Genomic DNA, 17,619 nt, shown 5'->3' with positions numbered 1-17,619 from the left:
CTGCACGACAAGGCGGTCAACGACCGGCTGCGCGGCTACCCGACCTGGCTGTCGAGCCGCAACCTCGCCAACGAGGTGTCCGACGAATCCGTCCAGGCGCTGATCACCGCGGTCCGCGGCCGTCGGCCGGGGCGGTGGCGACCACGCGCCCGCGGGTGCCCGGACAGCCGGTCGCGGCGCGGACGGCGACCGCGCCGGTCACACCCGCCGCCGGTCCCGCCGGTCCCGCCGGTCCCGCCGGTGAGGCGGACGGATGGGACGCCGTCCGCCTCGCCCACGAATGGCTCCTGATGGAACCGCCGCAGCTCGCCGAGCTCGCCGCCGGCCGGCACGTCGGCGCCGCGCTGGCGGAGCGGGTGGAAGGGCGGGTCGGGCAGTTCCGCCGCCTCGACGACTACGTCGGCGGGCGAGACCTCGTCAGCCTTGTCGAGCGGGAGCTGCTGGGCACCGTGACGATGCTGCGCGAGGCCGTCTACGGCGCCGAGGTAGGGCGGCGGCTGCTGTCGTCGGTGGCCCAGCTGTGCCAGCTCGCCGGCTGGATCGCCGCGGACGCCGGCCGGCACGCCGCCGCGGAGCGCTACCTCACCGGCGGGATCCGCGCGGCCCACGCGGGCGCCGACCCCTCGCTCGCCGCGAACCTCATCTCCACCCAGGCCTACCAGATGGTCAACCGCGGGGACGTCCGCCGCGGTGTGCTGCTCGCGCAGACCGCCTGCGCCGGTGTCGGCTCCGCCGCCTCGGCGACCACGCAGGCGCTGCTCGCCGACCGCCTCGCCTGGGCGCATGCCCGGGCGGGGGACCGGCGCGCGTGCGAGCGGTCGCTGGCCACCGTCGAGCGCCTGTTCGCGCGGCGCGACCCGGACGCCGACCCCGAGTGGGTCTACTGGCTCGACGGCCGCGAGATCGACGTGATGGCCGGCCGGTGCTGGACGGAGCTGTGCCGGCCCGACCGGGCCGAGCAGCGGCTGCGCCAGGGCCTGACCGGCTACGACCCGCTGCGGGCGCGGGAGATCTCGCTGTACGAGACCTGGTTCGCCGAGGTCCACCTGCAACGCGGGGACGTGGAGGAGGCCTGCGCGCGGGCGACGCGCGCCGCCCGGCTCGACGTCCGGGTGAACTCCGCGCGGACCTCAGAGCGGCTGCGGATGCTCGCCCGCAGGCTCGCCGGCTATCGCTCGGTCCGGGCGGTCCGCGAGTTCGCCGAGATCTACCAGACGCTGCGGTCGACGACCCCCGGCGGCGGCCGCCCGCGCCCCGAACCGCCCACCGGCCGCCGGCCAGGTGCCAGCGTGCCCGGTCAGTCCCGATCCCGGCCGGGACCGGCGTGCTAGGTCAGACGAGCGGGCCCGGGGACAATGGCGGGTCGGGTCCACCCAGGGGAAGCGGGCCGTGGACGCCGGCCGTGGGCACCGTCCTGGTGGACTTGGTGCTCCTCCCACCCATGGGAAGTCGGCCGCGGACCCTCGCGTGCGGATCTACCCGGCGGATCGCGACTGGCTACCGGCACTCGTGGTCGGCTCGGAGTTCGGGTCGGGGTCGGCGGCGAGGCGTCGGTAGAGGTCCAGGTGCGCGCGGGCCGCGGCGGCCCAGGTGTAGCGGGCGGCGACGGCCTGGCCGTGGGCCGCCCGTCGCACGTCGGGCTGCTCGTCGGGGTGGCCGGCCGAGTCGAGCAGGGCGGCGGCGAGGTCGTCGGCGGTCGTCGCGTAGCGCGCCGCGCCGCCGAGCACCTCCCGCAGGACCGGCAGGTCCCGGGCGACCACGGGCACCCCGGCGGCCAGCGCCTCCAGGGCGGCCAGGCCGAAGCCCTCCTTCGTCGACGGGAACGCGAACGCCTCCGCCTGCGCGACGAGCGCCGGCAGCGCCGCGTGGTCGACGGGCCCGAGGATCCGCGGGACCACCTCGAGGCGCGCCGCCCGGGCGAGCACGGCCTGCCGGTAGTCGCGGTAGTCGAACAGCGTCTCGCCGCCCGCGACGACCAGGGTCAGGTCCGTGCGGACCCGGCGGAGCAGGCCCATCGCCTCGACCAGATCGGCGGTGCCCTTGCGCGGTTCGATCCCGCCGACGGTGAGGACGTACCGGCCGAGCCGAGCCGCCCAGGCCCGCCGGGCGTCGTGGTCGGCGGCGCCGGCGGCGAACCGCGCGGCGTCCACCCCGTTCGGGATCACCACCGGCCGGATCCCGAAACCCCGCTCGACCTCGGCGGCGACCGCGGTGGACACGCACACGTGCGCGGTGGGCGCGATGACGGCGCGATCGTGGCAGGCGACGAGCTCCGGGGTGCTGAAGGCGTCGAGATGGTGGATCGTGCGCACGCACCTCGCCGCCCCCCGCGGTCCCGACCCGCCCCCGGTGCTGGCGTTGATGGGGTCGGCGGCCTCGGTGGCGGCGAGGACGGCGTTGGCGCTGATGCAGTCCTGGGCGTGCACGGCGTCGTAGCCGGCGGCGTCGAACGCGTCCGCGAGCACCGCGATGGACCGTGTGATCCGGGCGCCCACCGGCTCGTCCGGCACCTCGGGAAACGGCACCGCCCGCACCCGGACCCGCGGGTCGACGGGTCGGAAGAAGCCGCCGTCCCCGCCGCGGGCGAGCGTCCACACGTCGACCTCGACGCCGGCCCCCAGGGCGACCAGCGCCTCCGCGAGCGCCAGGGTGTGCACGACGCCGCCGCGGGGCCGCGTCGAGTAGGTCAGCAGTGCGACCCGCACGCCCCCGGGCGTGGCCGTCACCGGGCCTCCTTGTGCCCGTACAGTTCGGGACGGCGCTCGGCGAGGTGGTGCAGGACGAGGCGGGCCCGGTCGATCTCCGCGTCGACGTCCAGCTCGGCGATCGCGAGCCCGCCCTTGGCCCAGGTGCGGGCGAGCACGTCCCCGCCCGGCCCGACCACCTTCGCCTGCCCGAAGAAGCTCAGGCCGCCCATCGTCCCGGTCTGGTTCGACGACAGCCAGACGATCTGGTTCTCCGCCGCCCGGGCGCAGTCGTACAGGTCGAACAGCCTGGCCTGGCGGTCCTGGGTGGGCCGCTCGGCGCGCCGGGTCAGGCTCGCCGGCCACGCGGACACGCAGCTGACCAGGCGCGCCCCGTCGAGCGCCAGCGTCCGCGCCGCCTCGGGGAAGGTCTTGTCGTAGTCGATGAGCATCCCCAGCCGGCCCAGCGGGGTGTCGAACGCGGCGATCCGGTCGCCGGCGGCGTAGACGAGCGCCTCCCCGGGCGGCTGGTGGACCTTGCGGTAGCGGCCGAGCACGCCGTCGCCGTGCACGCACACCGCCGAGTTCCACCGCCGCCCGCCGTCGAGCTCGGTGTAGCCGAGGCAGACCACCATCTCCCCGGCCAGCGCCGCGATCCGGCGGATCTCCGGCCCGTCCGCCGCCACCGCGGGGGGCAGCGCGTCCGGATCCGGCGAGCGCAGGTCGGCCAGGTAGCCGCCGAGCGCCCCACCGGGCAGCACGAGCAGCGACGCGCCCGCGCGCCGGGCCGCGTCGATGATCGAGGCGATGCGCTCCAGCGAGCGGGCGAGGTCACGGCCGAAGTGGGCGGCGGCGGCGGCGACGCGCAGGCCCGTCACCGACCGTCCCGGCAGCGCGCGCGGACCCGCTCCCGGATGTGGTCGGCGAGGTGGGCGGCGTCCGGGGCGATGCCGGCGAAGCGGCCGGAACCCCAGGTGTGCAGCCACGGCAGGCCCAGGAAGTACAGCCCGGGAACGGCGGTGACGCCGCGCCGGTGCTGCGGATGCCCCGCGCCGTCGAAGACGCCGGCGTGCAGCCAGCCGTAGCCGCGGGTGAAGCCGGTCGCCCAGACCACGGCCGCCACGTCGCCGACGTCGAGGCGCGGCCCGGTATCGGCGGCCGGCACCCAGTCCGCGCGGTAGCGGCTCGGGCCGATCGGCACGTCCAGGCCGTGCGCCGCGATGTGCTCGTCGATGAGGCCGTTGATGCCGTTGTAGACCTCGTCGGCGGCGTCGAGGTTCGCGGCGAGGTCGGCGGCGAAGTGGAACCGGCCGCGCGCGACGCCGGTCAGCCGCCCGTGCAGCACCATCCCGTCGCGGGCGAAGGCGCGCAGGTCGATGTCCCGTCCGCCGCCCCGGCCGGTCACGTAGTGGTTGGTGCGGTCCTGGGTGCGTTCCGCCAGCGGCCGGTCGGTCACGGGCTTCGCGTAGTGGCCGGTGTCGTGCATCCAGGCGATGACGTCGCGGCCGCGGTAGCGGCGGGCGAAGCGCGGCGCGTTGCCGACCGCGAGGTGCACCCGCCGGCCGGCCAGGTGCAGGTCCTCGGCGATCTGGGCGCCTGACTGGCCGGTGCCGACGACGAGCACCGGGCCGTCCGGCAGCGCCGCCGGACTGGTGTAGGCGGCCGAGTGGACCTGGTGGAGGTCCTCGGGCAGCCGTTCGGCGAGGCGGGGCACGGCCGGGGTGTGGTAGCCGCCGGTGGCCACCACCACCTGGTCGGCGGTGATCGTGCCGGCATCGGTCTGGACCGTGAAGCCACCGGCCGGATCCTCGGCGCCGGGGCCGTCGCCGAGCGGGCGCAGCGACGTCACCGCCGTGCCCTCCCGCAGCGGCGGGTCGAAACTCGCGCGGTAGCCGTCGAGCCAGTCGATGATCTCGGATCTGACCATGAAGCCGTCCGGGTCGGGCCCGTCGTAGGCGTAGCCCGGCAGCTGGCACTGCCAGTTCGGGGTCACGAGGCAGAAGGCGTCCCAGCGGGCGTCGCGCCAGGTGTGCAGGGCCGTGTCACGTTCCAGGACGGCGTGCTCGACGCCGTCGGCGACCAGGTGCCAGCTCATCGCCAGCCCCGCCTGCCCGCCGCCGATGACGACCACGGGCAGCGTCTCGATGCCGGTCGGCGTCTGGATGCCGGTCGGCGCCGCGGCGTCGGGCGGTGTCACGCGCACCGGACCTTGCGGGCCCGCGTGCCGCCGGCCGGCGCGCCGGGACCCAGGATCGAGTGGAAGGGGTCGAGCGGGCTCGTGCCGGATGGCAGCGCCGTGTCGGGGTAGGCGTCGGGGCGGCGGTCGCGCAGGTGGAACATGCTCGCCCGGGCGGACGCGAGCATCCGCGGCAGGTCGACGGTGGCGTAGGCGACGCCGGCGGTGGTGCCGGTCGTGGCGAGCACCTCGCCGCCCGCGTCAACGACCTTGGCGCTGGCGACGAACCGCAGTGACCCGAACGACCCGGCCTGGTTCGACGACACCCACAGCACCTGGTTCTCCAGCGCGCGGGCCTGGTCGAACAGGTCGAAGCGGCGGGTCCAGCGGTCGTCGGCGAGATCGGGCGCGCGGAACGTGCGCGACGCGGGCCACGCGGAGACGCAGGCGACGATCTGCGCGCCGTCGACGGCCAGCGCCCGCGCCGCCTCCGGGAACGCCTTGTCGTAGCAGATCAGCATGCCGATACGGCCCAGCGGGGTGTCGAAGGCGGTGAAGCTGTCCCCGGCCCGGTAGGAGGCACCCTCGCCGAGAGGCTGGTGGACCTTGCGGTGCACGCCGAGCAGCCCGTCTCCATTGACGGCGACGGCCGTGTTGTACCGGGCGCCGCCGCCGTCCTCGCACAGCCCGACGACGACGACCAGGTCGCCCGCCAGCCGGGCGAGCCGGCGCAGCTGCGGGCCGTCCAGCGCGAGCGCCGGCGGAAGCGAGTCCTCGGCCGCGTCGTCGCCCGGCGCTGCCTCGACGCGCCCGGAGCCGTCCGGCGCGGGGTCGGCGGTGGGGGGTTCGGCGCCCGTCGGGGCGGGGCTGTCGTCGAGGGTGGTCAGGTATCCGCCGAGCGCCGCCTCGGGCAGGACGACGAGGTGCGCCCCCCGCGCCCGCGCGTCGTCCAGGATCGCGGCGATCCGGGTGAACGCCGCCTCGAGGTCACGACCGAACTCGGCCGCGACCGCCCCTACGGTGATCATGTTATCTCCCTGCTCGATCCGGGCCGGGATGATCCGGGCCCACTGGTCGAACCGGTCCCCCCACCGATCCACGACTCCCCCTGAGCACGGGCCCGTCCGTGGATCCGGGCCCGCCCGCCGCTCCTGTTCCGCCCGCCGGCCTCGCCGTGCCGGCGGGCCGGACCTCACGCGGCGGCTTCATGTCGCGGCCGGCCTGATGTCGCCCGCCGGCCATGCGCCGACAGGCGGCCGGACCTCTCCCGCCGGGCCGAGGCCGGTGACGGCGCCGGGCACGCCGACGGTGAGCTCGCCGTCCGGCCAGCGCAGCGCGACGCCGTCGCCGGCGACCAGCGCACCGCAGGCGGCCGTGGTCGCGGGGCCCGCGTCGGCGACACCCCGGCCGGGCTCGTCGACGGTGAACATCGCGAAGCCGGGGAAGCAGGACAGCCAGTCCGCGACACCGGCGCCGGGCGGGCGGGGAATCGCGGCCACGTCGAGCACCGCGGCACAGCCGCTGGCCTCGGTGAGCATGCCGAGGGTGCCGACCAGGCCGGCCATGCTGACGTCCTTCGCCGCGGCGGGGGCGGTGCGGGCCACGACGCTCGTGAGCCGGGCGAGCTCGTCGGCGCGCCGCGCGGTGGTGGAGTCCCACTGCCGCCCGGTGTGGCCGCGCCGCCAGTCGCCGCCCAGGTCGGCCGTCAGCGTCACTGTCTGGCCGGGCCGCCCGCCACCGGACGGCACGGGCCGCGTGGCCCGCCCGAGCGCCGTGACGGACAGCGCCGCCGGCACGCCGAACTGGGTGTGCCCGCCGAGGATCGGCAGCCGGTAGGCGCTCGCCGCGGCGCGCAGCCCGGACAGCACCCGCGCGGCGAACGAGGCGTCCCGGGCCCCGACGGCGTCGAGCAGCCCGACGGGTTCGGCGCCCATCGCCGCCAGGTCGTTGGCGTTGACGAGCACCCCGCACCAGCCGGCCCACTCCGGGTCGCGCTCGACCAGCGACGGCACGATCGCGTCGCAGGCGGCGATCAGGTCGCTGCCGGGTACCGGTGCGCCGTCGTCGCCGACGTAACCGGCCCCACCGGGGCTCAGACCGGCGAGCAGCGGGCCGAGCGGCGCCTTCGCCGCGGCCGCCTGCCGGGCGAAGCGCTCCAGCGGCCAGCGCATCAGCCGGTGCGGCACTCCGGCCACCGTGCGCGGACCGGCCGGGCGCCAGCCGAGGCGGGTGAACATCGGCTCGGCTCCGGCCTGGACGGTCGCCTCGAAGCGCAGCACCCCGGCCTGCTCGGCGTAGGCGCAGGCCGCCCGGACGAGGGCCGTCCCGATCCCGGTGCGGCCGCGGGCGGCACGCGTCACCGCCAGCCGGCTGCCCTGCCACCAGCCGAGATCGGCCTCGGTGACGCAGTGCAGCCGCACGCCGCCGAGCAGCGCGCCGTCGGCGTCGCGGGCGAGCAGGACGACGGTGCGCTCGTCGTCGTCGGCGTCGTCGCGGTCGGAGCCGGCGAACAGCTCCTGCTCGGCGACGAACACCTCGCGTCGAAGCCGCTGGTAGTCGGCGAGATCGCGGCGGTCGGCGGCCGCGTCGATCGTCCACGCCGGTCGCAACCCGGCCGGCGCGGGGGTGCCGAGCAGGACCCCGCCGAGGTCCATCAGGCGGTCCATCAGGCACCCGCCGAGCGCAGCGTGCTGCACGCCCCGCAGGCCGCACAGCCGGCCCGCTGGTCCGCGCCGTGCATGCCCGCCTCGCGCAGCAGCGCCGCGACCCGGGCGGTGACGTCGGCGACGACGGCGGCGGGGGGAGGGGTTGCCCCGTCGACGTCGACGGCCAGCGTGCCCGCGATCGGGCGCAGCGGCACCACGAACGGGTAGACGCCGAGCTCGATCAGCTCGGCGGCCCCGGCGACCAGCTCCTCGGGGTCCTCCCCGAGGCCGATGATCAGATAGGTGGAGACCTGGTTGCGGCCGAAGAGCCGGACGGCCTCCCGCCAGGCGGCGCGGTACTCGGTGAGCGGCACCGAGCCCTTGCCCGGCATCCAGCGGCGGCGCACCGCGTCGTCGAGCGACTCGACGTGGATGCCGATGCTGGCGGCACCGGCGTCGCGCAGCTCGGCGAGGACCGCGGGGTCGCCGGGCGGCTCGCACTGCACCTGGATGGCGAGTCCGGGTGCGGCGGCGAGCACCGCCCGTACGCAGCGGGCCAGATGCCGGGCGCCACGGTCGCGCCCGGCGGTCGTGCCGGTGGTCATCACCAGCTGGCGGACGCCGTCGAGACGGACCGCCGCCTCGGCGACCTCGGCGAGCTGCGCCGGCGTCTTGACCGCGGTCGTCGCGCCCGCTCGCAGCGACTCCTCGATCGCGCAGAACCGGCAGCGCTCGTCGGCGCCGTACCGCACGCAGGTCTGCACGACGGTGGTGGCCAGCACGTCCGCGCCGTGCAGCCGGGCGAGCTGGTGGTAGGGGACTCCGTCGGCGGTGGTGAGGTCGTAGAACGCCGGCCGGCGCACGGGTTGGACGTCGAGCCCGAGGTCGGCCCCGTCGAGCAGCAGCCGGCCCGCGCGCAACCGGTAGCGGCTGGTCGGCACGATCGGCAGCGCGGTGCCGACCCCGCCGAGCAGGACGTGACCGTCGTCGGAGGGGCCGGCACCGCCGCGGCGGGACACGGGCGTGTCGCCCGCGTCGACCGCCACGCCGCGGACCGCGAGCTCACTTCTCAGCGCGGTGCTGGTCATCGGGTCACACCATGTAGGTGGAGTTGATGATGGCGCCCTTGCGGGCGTAGTGGATCACGGCGTCCTGCAGGTCGAGGGGGTGCGCGGGGATGACGCCGGAGATGAGGTCCTCCTCGCGGGCGCCGTGCAGCGCGAGGCCGAAGCGGCAGCAGTAGACGGTGCCGCCCTCCTTGACGAAGGTTTCCAGCGCGAGGTTGATGTTGGTCTCGCCGGGGAACGCGGCGTCGCCGGTGGTGGGGAAGCCGCGGTTGGCGACGCAGTTGATGGCACCGGGCCCGTAGAAGTAGATCGCCGACTCGAAGCCCTTGCGCAGCGCCCGGGTGGCCTGCAGGACGGCGACGAAGCTCACCGAGGACTCGTGCGCGATGCCGTGGACGAGGGTGAAGTAGCACTCGCCGTTCTCGGCCTGGTAGTCCGGGAAGATCTTGGTGCTGCCGTAGATGTTGCTGCCCTTGGGCAGGGACGGGTGCGGGATCTCTGCCAGGCTCCGGGCGATGTTCTCGGCGATCGTGTCGTCCAGCGACATGTGCTCTCCTTCGGATGCGCGGCCGCGGCGACTGATGGGCGCGGCGGACGATGGTGGCGACCCGCGGGTGCGGGCCTGGGCGGGTGAGTGGATGAGCATGCGGGGAAAGTCGGGAAAGTCGGGGAGTTTGGATGAAACTAGGGAAGGTCGGGAAAGCGGGGGCGGGCTTTCGGCGCGCCGGGTCGCGGCGGCGCCGGGTCGCGGCGGTGTCAGTCGTAGAGGGCGGCGAAGTTCGCGGTGAACACCTGACGAGCGAGTTCTCCATCGCCTACCGCGGCGCTGAGGCGGGCGTGTTCGCCGGCGTGGTCGCCCCAGGGTTCGTCCGAGGCGAACAACAGCCGGTCGTGGCCGAGGCCGCGCCGGTCCATCTCGGCGGCGAGCCAGCGCGGCGCGAATCCGATCGACCAGCTCAGGTCGGTATACACCCGCTTTCCGGCCGCGATCCAGTCGAAGAACCTGCCACCGGCCAGCTTGATGTGCCCGCTCATTCCTCCGCCGAAATGCACCAGATGGATCTTCGCTTCGTCACCGAAGCGGTCGACCAGCTTCCCGACCTGGTCGATGTCGCTCGCCGCGCCCGGGGACGTGTGGACGTGCACGATCAGGTCGTGTGCGACCGCGGCGGCGAAGATCCGCTCCAGCTGGGCGAGACAGTCGGCGTCATCGACACTGCCGCCGAGCAGGAACGTGGTCTTGAGCGCCCGCACCCCCGCTTCTCCCGCCAGGCTCAGGGCGTACCCGGTGCGTTCGGCGTCCTGGGGGCGGGGGGAGACGAACAGCCCGGCCCGGATCCGGTCGTCATGCGCGGCCGCCTCCAGGACGAGGTCGTTGAGCGCGAACGTCCGCGCCACGTCCGGCACCCCGTAGTTCGGGATGACCAGGGCACGTTCGGTGCCCTCCCGGTCGAGGTCGGCGATCAGCTGCGCCACGGTGGCGCGGGCGCCGATGTCCGGGTTCACGGCCGGACCTCCGTAGAACGGGTACGCCGGGAGTACCCCGAGGTGGCGGTGCGCGTCGGCGATCCCGGCGGGCGTCATGGAATCAGTACAAAGTTTGTGCATGTCAGGTTGATGACCCTCGGAACACATCCACGTATCGTTCGCATCCGCTTCCCCGCCGGGGCCCGCCACAGGTGGGCGGAATTGCTGCTCAGGAATTTCCTGCCCTTGACAGTGTGATCGTCTCTGGACTGTCCGGACGGCGCGCTGTATCTGCTCAGCTAACGCGCATCGCGTACATGTGACCGTAATCGGAACGGCGAAGTGTGGAAACCCTGGACGCGCACCCTGGCCGGAATCACCCGGACGGCGGTCCGGCGTCAGCGGTGGCGTGGGAGGTCGCCGCTACGGGGCCGAGTCGTCGAGACGGCCGAGTGGTCGCCGAAATCCGCTGGTCAGTCGCCACACCGGCGACAGCGAGATCAGCGGGCCGGGTCGCTGGGGGCGCCGCCGGTTCCGGCGGTGACGTCCCGCGCGGTCGCGGGATGGGTGGCATCGTCGTGGCCGGACCGTGAGGGGCCGGCATGGGGGTGGCCGGCGTGGGGGTCGGCGGCCTGCGGGTGGGCGGCCTGCTCGACCTCGAGCAGTGAGGCGGCGTGCCGCTCGGCCTCGAAGGCGGCCGTGCCGCCGCGGACCCCGAACAGCCGCTTGCTCACAATCAGATAGACCACGGCGGCGACGTTGATGACGAGGGCGCCCACCCGCAGCACGGTGATCCGCTCGGTCAGCTCGTAGACCTCCAGCGGCAGGAACGCCGAGGTCGCCACCACCGCGAAGTACTCGCCCCACCGCTTGAGCAGCCACAGCCCGATCGCCTCGACGATCTGCACCGCCGCGTACCCGAACAGCAGCAGGGCGACGAGCAGCAGCGTCTGCGGCCGGGTGTGCAGCAGGTGCCGTAGGTGATCGAGGGTCGGGGAATGGTCCAGATCGAGGTGCAGCACGTCGGCGAGCGGCTTCGCGGCGGGCACCGCCTGGTCGAACAGGTGCTGGACGCGCGCCTCGGACCGGCGGAACCGCAGGATGGCGTACCCGACGAGGACCATCAGCAGCGCCCGGACGAATCGTTCCAGCGCGAGCAGCCGCAGCACCGTCGCGTCCCGCAGCGCCCGGCCGCGCAACAGCACCGGCGCGTCCTGCGCGGGCCCGGTGAGCTTCGGGTCGCCGGGCACGAAGTCGCCGCAGCGCAGGCAACGCCAGCTCGGCCCGGCCGGAGTCGGCGCGGTCAGCCGTTCCGCCAGCTCCCGCTCGTCGGGCCGATACGTGACATGCCCCTTGCGGGCACACGCCCGCAGCTCCCAGTCCACCCGCGCACCCCTCCGACCCCGTGTCGACGCGGAGTCTCCCATCTGAGCACCACCACCGGCGTCCCTGTGACGCTCGGCCGACAGGCCGGGTGACCGGGGCCCGCCGGCCGCCGCGTTGCCATTGCGGCACGAAGGTTTGTCGGGAGTGGGGCGGGTTGCGCATGCTAGGTGCGCAGGTGACAGACCGTGCCGGAGACAGGAGCGGACGTGCGGATGGATCACGAAGCGGAACTCGACGAGGGACGGGACAGCGCCGCCGCGGGCCAGGCCGGCCACGGGCGGCACTGGATTCACGACGTCGATCCCTCGACCGATCCCACCGAGATGTGGGAGCGCTTCTACACCGAAAGCGAGCCGTGGAGCGGACGGGCCAACCCCGCCCTCGTCGACGAACTGGCCGAACGCCCGTCGCCCGCGGGCCCGGGCACCGCGCTCGACCTCGGCTGCGGCACGGGCGGCGACGCGATCTGGCTGGCCGGGCAGGGCTGGCGGGTCGACGCGGTGGACATCTCCCCGACCGCGCTGGAGCGGGCAGCCGGCGCGGCGCGGGCGGCCGGTGTCGACGACCGGATCCGCTGGGCGTGCCACAACCTCGACGCCGACTTCCCCGCCGGCGCGTGGGACCTGGTCACCACGTCCTACCTGCACTCCCCGGTCCGGCTGGACCGGGAGGGGATCCTGCGCCGGGCCGCGGCCGCGGTGGCCCCGGGCGGCAGCCTGATCATCATCGGCCACCTGGGCTTCCCGTCCTGGATGACCGAACCGCCGCCGCACGCCGACCTGCCGACCCCCGAAGAGATCGTCGCCGCGCTGGACCTCGACGGCTGGCGCGTCGTCGCCGCCCGCGCCGTGGTCGTCCCCAGCGTGCCGTCCCCCGACGGCGAACCGGGCACCCGGACGGACTCGGTCGTCCGCCTACACCGCACCGGTTGACGGGCGGGAGCGGGCCCGCAGGTGGACCCGCTGCCCCTGGGCCCCGAAGATGCTGAGGAACTCGACGGAATGTTCGTCGGCCCCGCCGAACCAGTGCGGGACGCGGGTGTCGAACTCGGCCGCCTCACCCGCGGTGAGGACGAAGTCGTGCTCGCCGAGCACGATTCGCAACCGTCCGTTCAGCACGAACAGCCAGTCGTAGCCGTCGTGGCTGCGGGGATCGGGATCCTCCGTCCGCGGGCCGGCCGCGATGATGTGCTTGAACGTCTGGATGCCGCCGGGACGGTGCGACAGCGGCAGGATGGTGATGTTGCCGCGGGTGATCGGCTTGCCGTGCACCCGCGGGTCACTGGCGCAGGGCGCGCCGACGAGGTCGTCCAGCGGCACCTGGTAGATCCGGGCCAGCGGCAGCAGAAGCTCGAGGGTGGCCCGGCGCTGCCCGGACTCGAGCCGGGACAGCGTGCTCGCGGAGATCCCGGTGCCGGCCGACAGCTCGGCGAGCGTCATCTCCCGCTCGTGCCGCAGCCGCCGCAACCGCGCCCCGACCTCGGCAAGCGTCCGCTCCAGCTCCGCGCCGTCGGGCCCTCGTGCCATGTCGGCAAGGCTACGTCCCCACCCGAACGGACCGGAGCGCCGCGGGGACCGCGTCCGTCGGGGTGCACGCCCCGGCCAGCGGCCTCACCCATGGCGACCGTCGGCTGGGAGCGGCGATGATCGGCACCGGGGTCGACCTCGACCGGTACGTCGCATATCGGGCGCACTTCCCGTGGGCGGGAAGTGCGCACGGGGGACAGCGGCATCGTGTCGCGAACTCGCGGTTCCTCGTCCGGTTTGCCCCGGATTATGCGACACGGGCCGCCGTGACACTGGCGATCTGTCGAGATCGACGCCAGGAACCGTCGTGGCCGCGCACGAGGGGCGTGGCCTGCCAGCCAGGGTCGGGTTTTCCCCACCCCGACGCTCGCCAGGCGGCTGGCGACCACCCGGTACATCCGTTACAGGGCTGGCCGATGTGCGTTATCCAGGCGAAACACCTCCAGTCGATCCTCATCTGAGAAGAACTTCTCAGTTAGGAGACGGGATGAATATGACCTCCCTCCGCCGTCGGCTGGCGGTGAGTGTGCTGGCAGGCGCGTTGGGGCTCGTCGCGGCCGGGTGCGGAGGCTCCGGAGGAAGCTCCGGGTCGTCGGCATCGTCCGGCGACCCGGTCAAGGTCAACATCTTCGAGATCGCCCAGGCCGACATCGTCACCACCGTCGAGGCCGCGTTCAGGAAGCGGGTGACCAGTGCACTCGCGCCTCGAAAGGTCAGCTTCTCGGTCAGCAACGCGAACGGGGACCCGTCGCTGGTGCAGAGCATCGCGCGCAACCTGTCGCGCTCCGACTCCTCGCTCATCGCCGTCATCGGCACGCCGGCCGTCATCGCGATGGCGCAGCAGGACTCCAGACATCCGATCATCGCGCTGGCGATGGGCGATCCCGTCGGCGGCAAGGTCGCCGACAGCCTCGACCGCCCCGGCCACAACGTGACCGGGACGATCGACTTCATCGATCCGGCCCGGCTGCTCGACGAGCTGGCCCAGGTGAGCCCCGCCCCCAAGCGGATCTCGACCATCTACGACCCGTCCAACGAGAACAGTCAGGTCTGGGTGGCCGCGCTTCGCAAGGCGATCAAGGCCCGACCGGGGCTGTCGCTGCGCGAGGCGACCATCGCCGGCAGCGCCGACGTCCAGAGCGCCGCCCGTTCCCTGGTCGGTCGGACGGACACGATGCTGATCGGGCCGGACGCCGCGGTCGCCACCGGCACCGCGGCGGTCGGCGCCGTGGCCGCGACCAACTCCATCCCGCTCTACCTCACCTCCGGGGTCGCGACGACGCGTGGCGTGCTGGCGACACTTGGGCCGAGCTACGCCGAGCTCGGCTCGGCCGCGGGTGACCTCGCCGCGAAGGTGGTCGCCGGCGCCAAGCCCGAGACCACGCCCTTCGGCCGGCCGGGCCGGCTGATCTGGGAGGTCAACCCCGAGACGCTCACCGCGCTGCACCTGACCCTGCCGGCGACGGCGAGGTAGCGCCGATGCACTACCTTCTCACCGACACCCTGATCGCGGGGCTCCCGCTGCTGCCGGTGGTGATGGGGATCTACCTCGTCATCCGGATCCGGCAGGACTTCGACCTCACCGTCGACGGCAGCCTCACCCTCGGCGGCGCGGTAGCCGCGGTCTCCCTCAACCACGGCCTGCCCGTTCCGGTGGCGATCATCGCGGCCATCGCCGCCGGGATGCTCGCCGGTCTGGTCACCACAACGCTGCACCTGGCGTTCCGCGTCCCCGTCATCCTGGCCGGACTGGTGATGAGCATCGGGATGAGGACCCTGAACCTGCGCGTCCTGGGTCGGCCCTCGACCAGTCTCGACGCCGGCGCCGGCCTGTTCGGCGGCCTGAGCGGTCTGGCACCGACCGCCCACGACTGGATCGTGATCGCGATTCTCGCGGCGTTTGCCCTGGTGTTCCTGGCCGGCGTGAGTCTGCTGCTGCTCACCGAGGTAGGACTGGCCCTGCGGGCCACCGGCGTCAACGTCGGCATGGCCCGGGCCCAGGGGGTCGACGACCGGCGCTCGCTCGCGCTGTGCCTCGCGCTCGCCAACGCCGGTGCCGGTCTGTCGGGAGCGCTCATCGTGCAGTCCCAGGGCTTCGCGGACAGCTCCACCGGCACCGGCACGCTGCTCGCCGGGATCGGAGCGGTGCTGCTCGGCGAGCTGGTGGCCCGGCCCGGCTCCGCCTCGCGGGTCGGCCGGGTGGCGCTGAGTGTGCTCGCCGGCACCGTGCTCTACCGGGCGATCCTGGTCGGCGCGCTGCGGGCCGGGTTGGAGGCCACCGACCTCGACGGGATCACCGCGCTGATCCTCGTCGCGGCGGTCGCCGTCAACCGGTACCTGCCGACCCTGAACAAGATCCTGCCCCGCCCACGTTCGCGCGCCGCGCCGGGAGCCAGATCGTCGCCCCCGGTCCGGTCCACGGCGTCGCGGCGCCCCGAACCCGTCGCCGAGGAGGTCGGCTGATGCTGTGCCTGGAGAACATCCGGCTCGTCCACAACCCGGGCACGCCGACCGAGGTCACCGCCCTCGACGGCCTCGACCTGCACATCCCGGCCGGCCAGTTCGTGACGGTGGTCGGCAGCAACGGTGCCGGGAAGAGCAGCCTGGTCAACGTCGTCTCCGGGGTGCACCGCCCCCGGTCCGGCCGCGTGATCATCGATGGGCGGGACGTCACGAGACTGCCCGACCACGCTCGGGCCGCCTGGATCTCCCGGGTCTTCGACAACCCGCTCGCCGGCACCGCGCCGGAGCTGTCCCTCGCGGACAACCTCGCGCTGGCGATGGCCCGCGGCGGCCGGCGGCGGCTGCGTCCCGCGCTGACCCGTCAGCGCCGCGAGCTCATGCGCGCCCAGCTCGCGACGCTCGGGCTGGGACTGGAGAACCGGCTGACCGACCCGGTCGCGCTGTTCTCCGCCGGACAGCGACAGAGCGTGACGATGCTGATGGCGGGGCTCACCCAGCCGAAGCTGCTGCTGCTCGACGAGCATCTCGCCGCCCTCGACCCGCGTACCCGGGCCCGGGTACTGGAGCTGACCGTCCGGATGCACGACCGGCTCGGCTGCGCCTCCCTGATGATCACGCACAGCATGCGCCAGGCGATCGACGTCGGCGACCGGCTGCTGGTGATGGCCCGCGGGCGGGTGGTCTTCGACGCCGCCGGCCCCGACAAGACGAACCTGACCCCGTCCGACCTGGTCGACATCATCGCCGGCCTGGGAGACGCACCCACCGACCGCCAACTGCTCGCCGGCTGAGGCGAGAACCGGGAGCCCTGATGGAAACCTTTGTCAGCTTTGCCTCGGCCGGGACGTTCGCCACGGTCGGGGAGATCTACGACGCCGCCCGCGCCGCGCTGCCGCCCGAGATCTGGGACTTCCTGGACGGGGGCGCGGGCGGCGAGCAGACGCTGCGGGCCAACCGGGCGGCCTTCGACCGCTGGACCCTGCGACCCCGGCTGATGACCGGAGTCGCCGAGCCCGACCTGTCCACCACCTTCCTCGGGATCGCGTTGTCGATGCCGGTGCTGACCAGCCCGTTCGGCGCCGACCGCCTGCTGCATCCCGAGGGGCACCTCGCCGTCGCCCGGGCGAACGCGAAGGCGGGGGTCGCCTCGATGGTGCCCGAGGCCGGCTCGTTCTCCTGGGAGGAGGTGACAACGGCGGCGCCGGCCGCGGCCCGCATCGCCCAGCTGCACCCGATGGGCAACGTGGCGAACTTCACCGCGATGCTGGACCGGGCGGCCGACGTCGGCTTCGCGGCCCTGTGCCTGACGCTGGACTGCCCGAGCGCCGGCTGGCGCGAGCGCAACATGCGCAACCGGTTCGACGTGGACGTCGAGACGGTCAGCGGCAACTACCCGCATGCCACCGCCGAGGACCTGGCCGACACCCTCGGCCAGCTGTTCATCCGGCACGAGCCGGTCTGGACCTGGGACGAACTGGCCGAGCGGACGTCGTCCTCGCCGCTGCCGTGGATCGCGAAGGGCGTGCTCACCGGCCCCGACGCGGTGCGGGCGGTGCGCGCCGGCGCGGCCGCGGTGCTGGTGAGCAACCACGGTGGGCGCCAGCTCGACGCGGTGCCCGCCGCGCTTGAGGCGTTGCCGGAGGTGGTGGCGGCGGTCGGCGGGACGGTGCCGATCGCGCTCGATTCCGGGATTCGCCGCGGCAGCGACGTGGTCAAGGCGCTCGCCCTGGGCGCCGACGTCGTCGTCCTGGGCCGGGCGGCGGCGATGGCGCTGGCGGCGGGCGGGGAGGAGGCTCTCGCCCGGCTGCACGAACTGCTGCGGGAGGAGATCTCCACCACCATCAAGCTGCTCGGCGCGGCCAGCGTGGCCTACCTGGACCCGAGCATGATCACCCCTGCCCCGCGGGTCACGCCATGGTGACCGGGAAACGTAGCGTGCAGGCCGCGCCCTTCAGGGCGGGGTCAGCACATCAACTCCGGCGTCAGGATGACAACGGCATGATGTATTCTTTCAGGCATGGGGAACCGGGTGGTGAAGCGGGCATACCGCTACCGCTTCTACCCGACACCGGAACAGACCACGCAGCTTTCCCGTACTTTCGGCTGCGTGCGCTACGTGTACAATCGTGCGCTGGCCGAACGGCACCGGGCCTGGTCTCAGGAACAGCGGCGGGTCACCCACGCCGAAACCGACAGGATGCTCAC

Annotated in this window: 17 protein-coding genes; 7 read left to right on the top strand and 10 right to left on the bottom strand. The window is 74.1% G+C overall.

Annotated features, from left to right (window positions below; translation table 11 throughout):
• Nucleotides 1-44: 44 nt before the first annotated feature.
• A complete protein-coding gene (locus AC6EXY_RS31840) occupies nucleotides 45-1,331 on the top strand; it encodes an NsdA family TPR-like regulatory protein (RefSeq protein WP_499842460.1) in 1,287 nt (428 codons plus the stop codon).
• A 144-nt stretch (nucleotides 1,332-1,475) separates the two neighbouring features.
• On the opposite strand, the gene AC6EXY_RS31835 is transcribed toward AC6EXY_RS31840, so the two are convergent.
• The 9 genes from AC6EXY_RS31835 to AC6EXY_RS31795 all read right to left on the bottom strand — a co-directional run bounded on the left by AC6EXY_RS31835 (nucleotide 1,476) and on the right by AC6EXY_RS31795 (nucleotide 11,424).
• A complete protein-coding gene (locus tag AC6EXY_RS31835; RefSeq protein WP_243407051.1) occupies nucleotides 1,476-2,726 on the bottom strand; it encodes an MSMEG_0565 family glycosyltransferase in 1,251 nt (416 codons plus the stop codon).
• A complete protein-coding gene (locus AC6EXY_RS31830; RefSeq protein WP_101829644.1) occupies nucleotides 2,723-3,562 on the bottom strand; it encodes a carbon-nitrogen hydrolase family protein in 840 nt (279 codons plus the stop codon). Before AC6EXY_RS31830 ends, AC6EXY_RS31835 begins: the two co-directional genes overlap by 4 nt.
• Nucleotides 3,559-4,881, bottom strand: coding sequence for an MSMEG_0569 family flavin-dependent oxidoreductase (locus AC6EXY_RS31825; protein WP_101829665.1), 1,323 nt, complete (start codon nucleotides 4,879-4,881; stop codon nucleotides 3,559-3,561). The genes AC6EXY_RS31830 and AC6EXY_RS31825 overlap by 4 nt, the downstream gene beginning before the upstream one ends.
• Nucleotides 4,878-5,888 carry a carbon-nitrogen hydrolase family protein gene (locus AC6EXY_RS31820; protein ID WP_101829666.1) on the bottom strand — a complete coding sequence of 337 codons (1,011 nt, stop codon included), beginning with the start codon at nucleotides 5,886-5,888 and terminating at the stop codon, nucleotides 4,878-4,880. Before AC6EXY_RS31820 ends, AC6EXY_RS31825 begins: the two co-directional genes overlap by 4 nt.
• A gap of 177 nt (nucleotides 5,889-6,065) precedes the next feature.
• Nucleotides 6,066-7,526 (bottom strand): MSMEG_0567/sll0787 family protein, encoded by a 1,461-nt coding sequence (locus AC6EXY_RS31815; RefSeq protein ID WP_207770095.1) that lies wholly within the window; start codon nucleotides 7,524-7,526, stop codon nucleotides 6,066-6,068.
• On the bottom strand, nucleotides 7,526-8,593 hold the full coding sequence (locus tag AC6EXY_RS31810; protein WP_101829645.1) for an MSMEG_0568 family radical SAM protein: 1,068 nt from the start codon (nucleotides 8,591-8,593) through the stop codon (nucleotides 7,526-7,528). Before AC6EXY_RS31810 ends, AC6EXY_RS31815 begins: the two co-directional genes overlap by 1 nt.
• Nucleotides 8,594-8,597: 4 nt before the next feature.
• On the bottom strand, nucleotides 8,598-9,119 hold the full coding sequence (locus tag AC6EXY_RS31805; protein WP_499818831.1) for an MSMEG_0572/Sll0783 family nitrogen starvation response protein: 522 nt from the start codon (nucleotides 9,117-9,119) through the stop codon (nucleotides 8,598-8,600).
• A 209-nt stretch (nucleotides 9,120-9,328) separates the two neighbouring features.
• A complete protein-coding gene (locus AC6EXY_RS31800) occupies nucleotides 9,329-10,156 on the bottom strand; it encodes an amidohydrolase family protein (protein ID WP_101829647.1) in 828 nt (275 codons plus the stop codon).
• Nucleotides 10,157-10,539: 383 nt separating this feature from the next.
• A complete protein-coding gene (locus AC6EXY_RS31795; RefSeq protein ID WP_243407053.1) occupies nucleotides 10,540-11,424 on the bottom strand; it encodes a DUF2127 domain-containing protein in 885 nt (294 codons plus the stop codon).
• A 213-nt stretch (nucleotides 11,425-11,637) separates the two neighbouring features.
• Here AC6EXY_RS31795 and AC6EXY_RS31790 point away from each other — a divergent pair, with 213 nt between their 5' ends.
• Nucleotides 11,638-12,357: a class I SAM-dependent methyltransferase gene (locus AC6EXY_RS31790; RefSeq protein ID WP_101829649.1), complete on the top strand. Its 720-nt coding sequence runs from the start codon at nucleotides 11,638-11,640 to the stop codon at nucleotides 12,355-12,357.
• Here AC6EXY_RS31790 and AC6EXY_RS31785 read toward each other — a convergent pair.
• A complete protein-coding gene (locus AC6EXY_RS31785) occupies nucleotides 12,340-12,951 on the bottom strand; it encodes a helix-turn-helix domain-containing protein (RefSeq protein WP_101829650.1) in 612 nt (203 codons plus the stop codon). The two genes, AC6EXY_RS31790 and AC6EXY_RS31785, sit on opposite strands and share 18 nt — an antisense overlap.
• Before the next feature lie 487 nt (nucleotides 12,952-13,438).
• Here AC6EXY_RS31785 and AC6EXY_RS31780 point away from each other — a divergent pair, with 487 nt between their 5' ends.
• From AC6EXY_RS31780 to AC6EXY_RS31760, 5 genes are all read left to right on the top strand, one after another.
• Nucleotides 13,439-14,425: an ABC transporter substrate-binding protein gene (locus AC6EXY_RS31780; RefSeq protein ID WP_101829651.1), complete on the top strand. Its 987-nt coding sequence runs from the start codon at nucleotides 13,439-13,441 to the stop codon at nucleotides 14,423-14,425.
• Between the two features lie 5 nt (nucleotides 14,426-14,430).
• Nucleotides 14,431-15,414, top strand: coding sequence for an ABC transporter permease (locus tag AC6EXY_RS31775; RefSeq protein ID WP_101829652.1), 984 nt, complete (start codon nucleotides 14,431-14,433; stop codon nucleotides 15,412-15,414).
• Complete coding sequence (locus tag AC6EXY_RS31770; RefSeq protein WP_101829653.1) at nucleotides 15,414-16,205, top strand: ABC transporter ATP-binding protein; 792 nt, start codon at nucleotides 15,414-15,416, stop codon at nucleotides 16,203-16,205. Before AC6EXY_RS31775 ends, AC6EXY_RS31770 begins: the two co-directional genes overlap by 1 nt.
• Nucleotides 16,206-16,225: 20 nt before the next feature.
• The gene (locus tag AC6EXY_RS31765) at nucleotides 16,226-17,335 is read left to right on the top strand and encodes an alpha-hydroxy acid oxidase (RefSeq protein WP_101829654.1); all 1,110 of its coding nucleotides are present in this window, start codon (nucleotides 16,226-16,228) and stop codon (nucleotides 17,333-17,335) included.
• 96 nt (nucleotides 17,336-17,431) lie between these two features.
• Nucleotides 17,432-17,619 (top strand): helix-turn-helix domain-containing protein (locus AC6EXY_RS31760; protein WP_499818830.1); only part of this gene is annotated, 188 nt, incomplete at its 3' end.

It is taken from the genome of Frankia sp. RB5, assembly GCF_059816245.1.
Note: the sequence above shows the minus strand (reverse complement) of the source record. Positions and strands in the feature narration are given on the sequence as shown.

Coding starts and splice junctions, on each gene's coding strand:
- AC6EXY_RS31820 (WP_101829666.1), bottom strand. CDS start 5,888: ATGATCACCGTAGGGGCGGTCGCGGCCGAGTTCGGTCGTGACCTCGAG.
- AC6EXY_RS31815 (WP_207770095.1), bottom strand. CDS start 7,526: ATGGACCGCCTGATGGACCTCGGCGGGGTCCTGCTCGGCACCCCCGCG.
- AC6EXY_RS31810 (WP_101829645.1), bottom strand. CDS start 8,593: ATGACCAGCACCGCGCTGAGAAGTGAGCTCGCGGTCCGCGGCGTGGCG.
- AC6EXY_RS31805 (WP_499818831.1), bottom strand. CDS start 9,119: ATGTCGCTGGACGACACGATCGCCGAGAACATCGCCCGGAGCCTGGCA.
- AC6EXY_RS31800 (WP_101829647.1), bottom strand. CDS start 10,156: ATGACGCCCGCCGGGATCGCCGACGCGCACCGCCACCTCGGGGTACTC.
- AC6EXY_RS31790 (WP_101829649.1), top strand. CDS start 11,638: ATGGATCACGAAGCGGAACTCGACGAGGGACGGGACAGCGCCGCCGCG.
- AC6EXY_RS31785 (WP_101829650.1), bottom strand. CDS start 12,951: ATGGCACGAGGGCCCGACGGCGCGGAGCTGGAGCGGACGCTTGCCGAG.
- AC6EXY_RS31780 (WP_101829651.1), top strand. CDS start 13,439: ATGAATATGACCTCCCTCCGCCGTCGGCTGGCGGTGAGTGTGCTGGCA.
- AC6EXY_RS31775 (WP_101829652.1), top strand. CDS start 14,431: ATGCACTACCTTCTCACCGACACCCTGATCGCGGGGCTCCCGCTGCTG.
- AC6EXY_RS31770 (WP_101829653.1), top strand. CDS start 15,414: ATGCTGTGCCTGGAGAACATCCGGCTCGTCCACAACCCGGGCACGCCG.
- AC6EXY_RS31765 (WP_101829654.1), top strand. CDS start 16,226: ATGGAAACCTTTGTCAGCTTTGCCTCGGCCGGGACGTTCGCCACGGTC.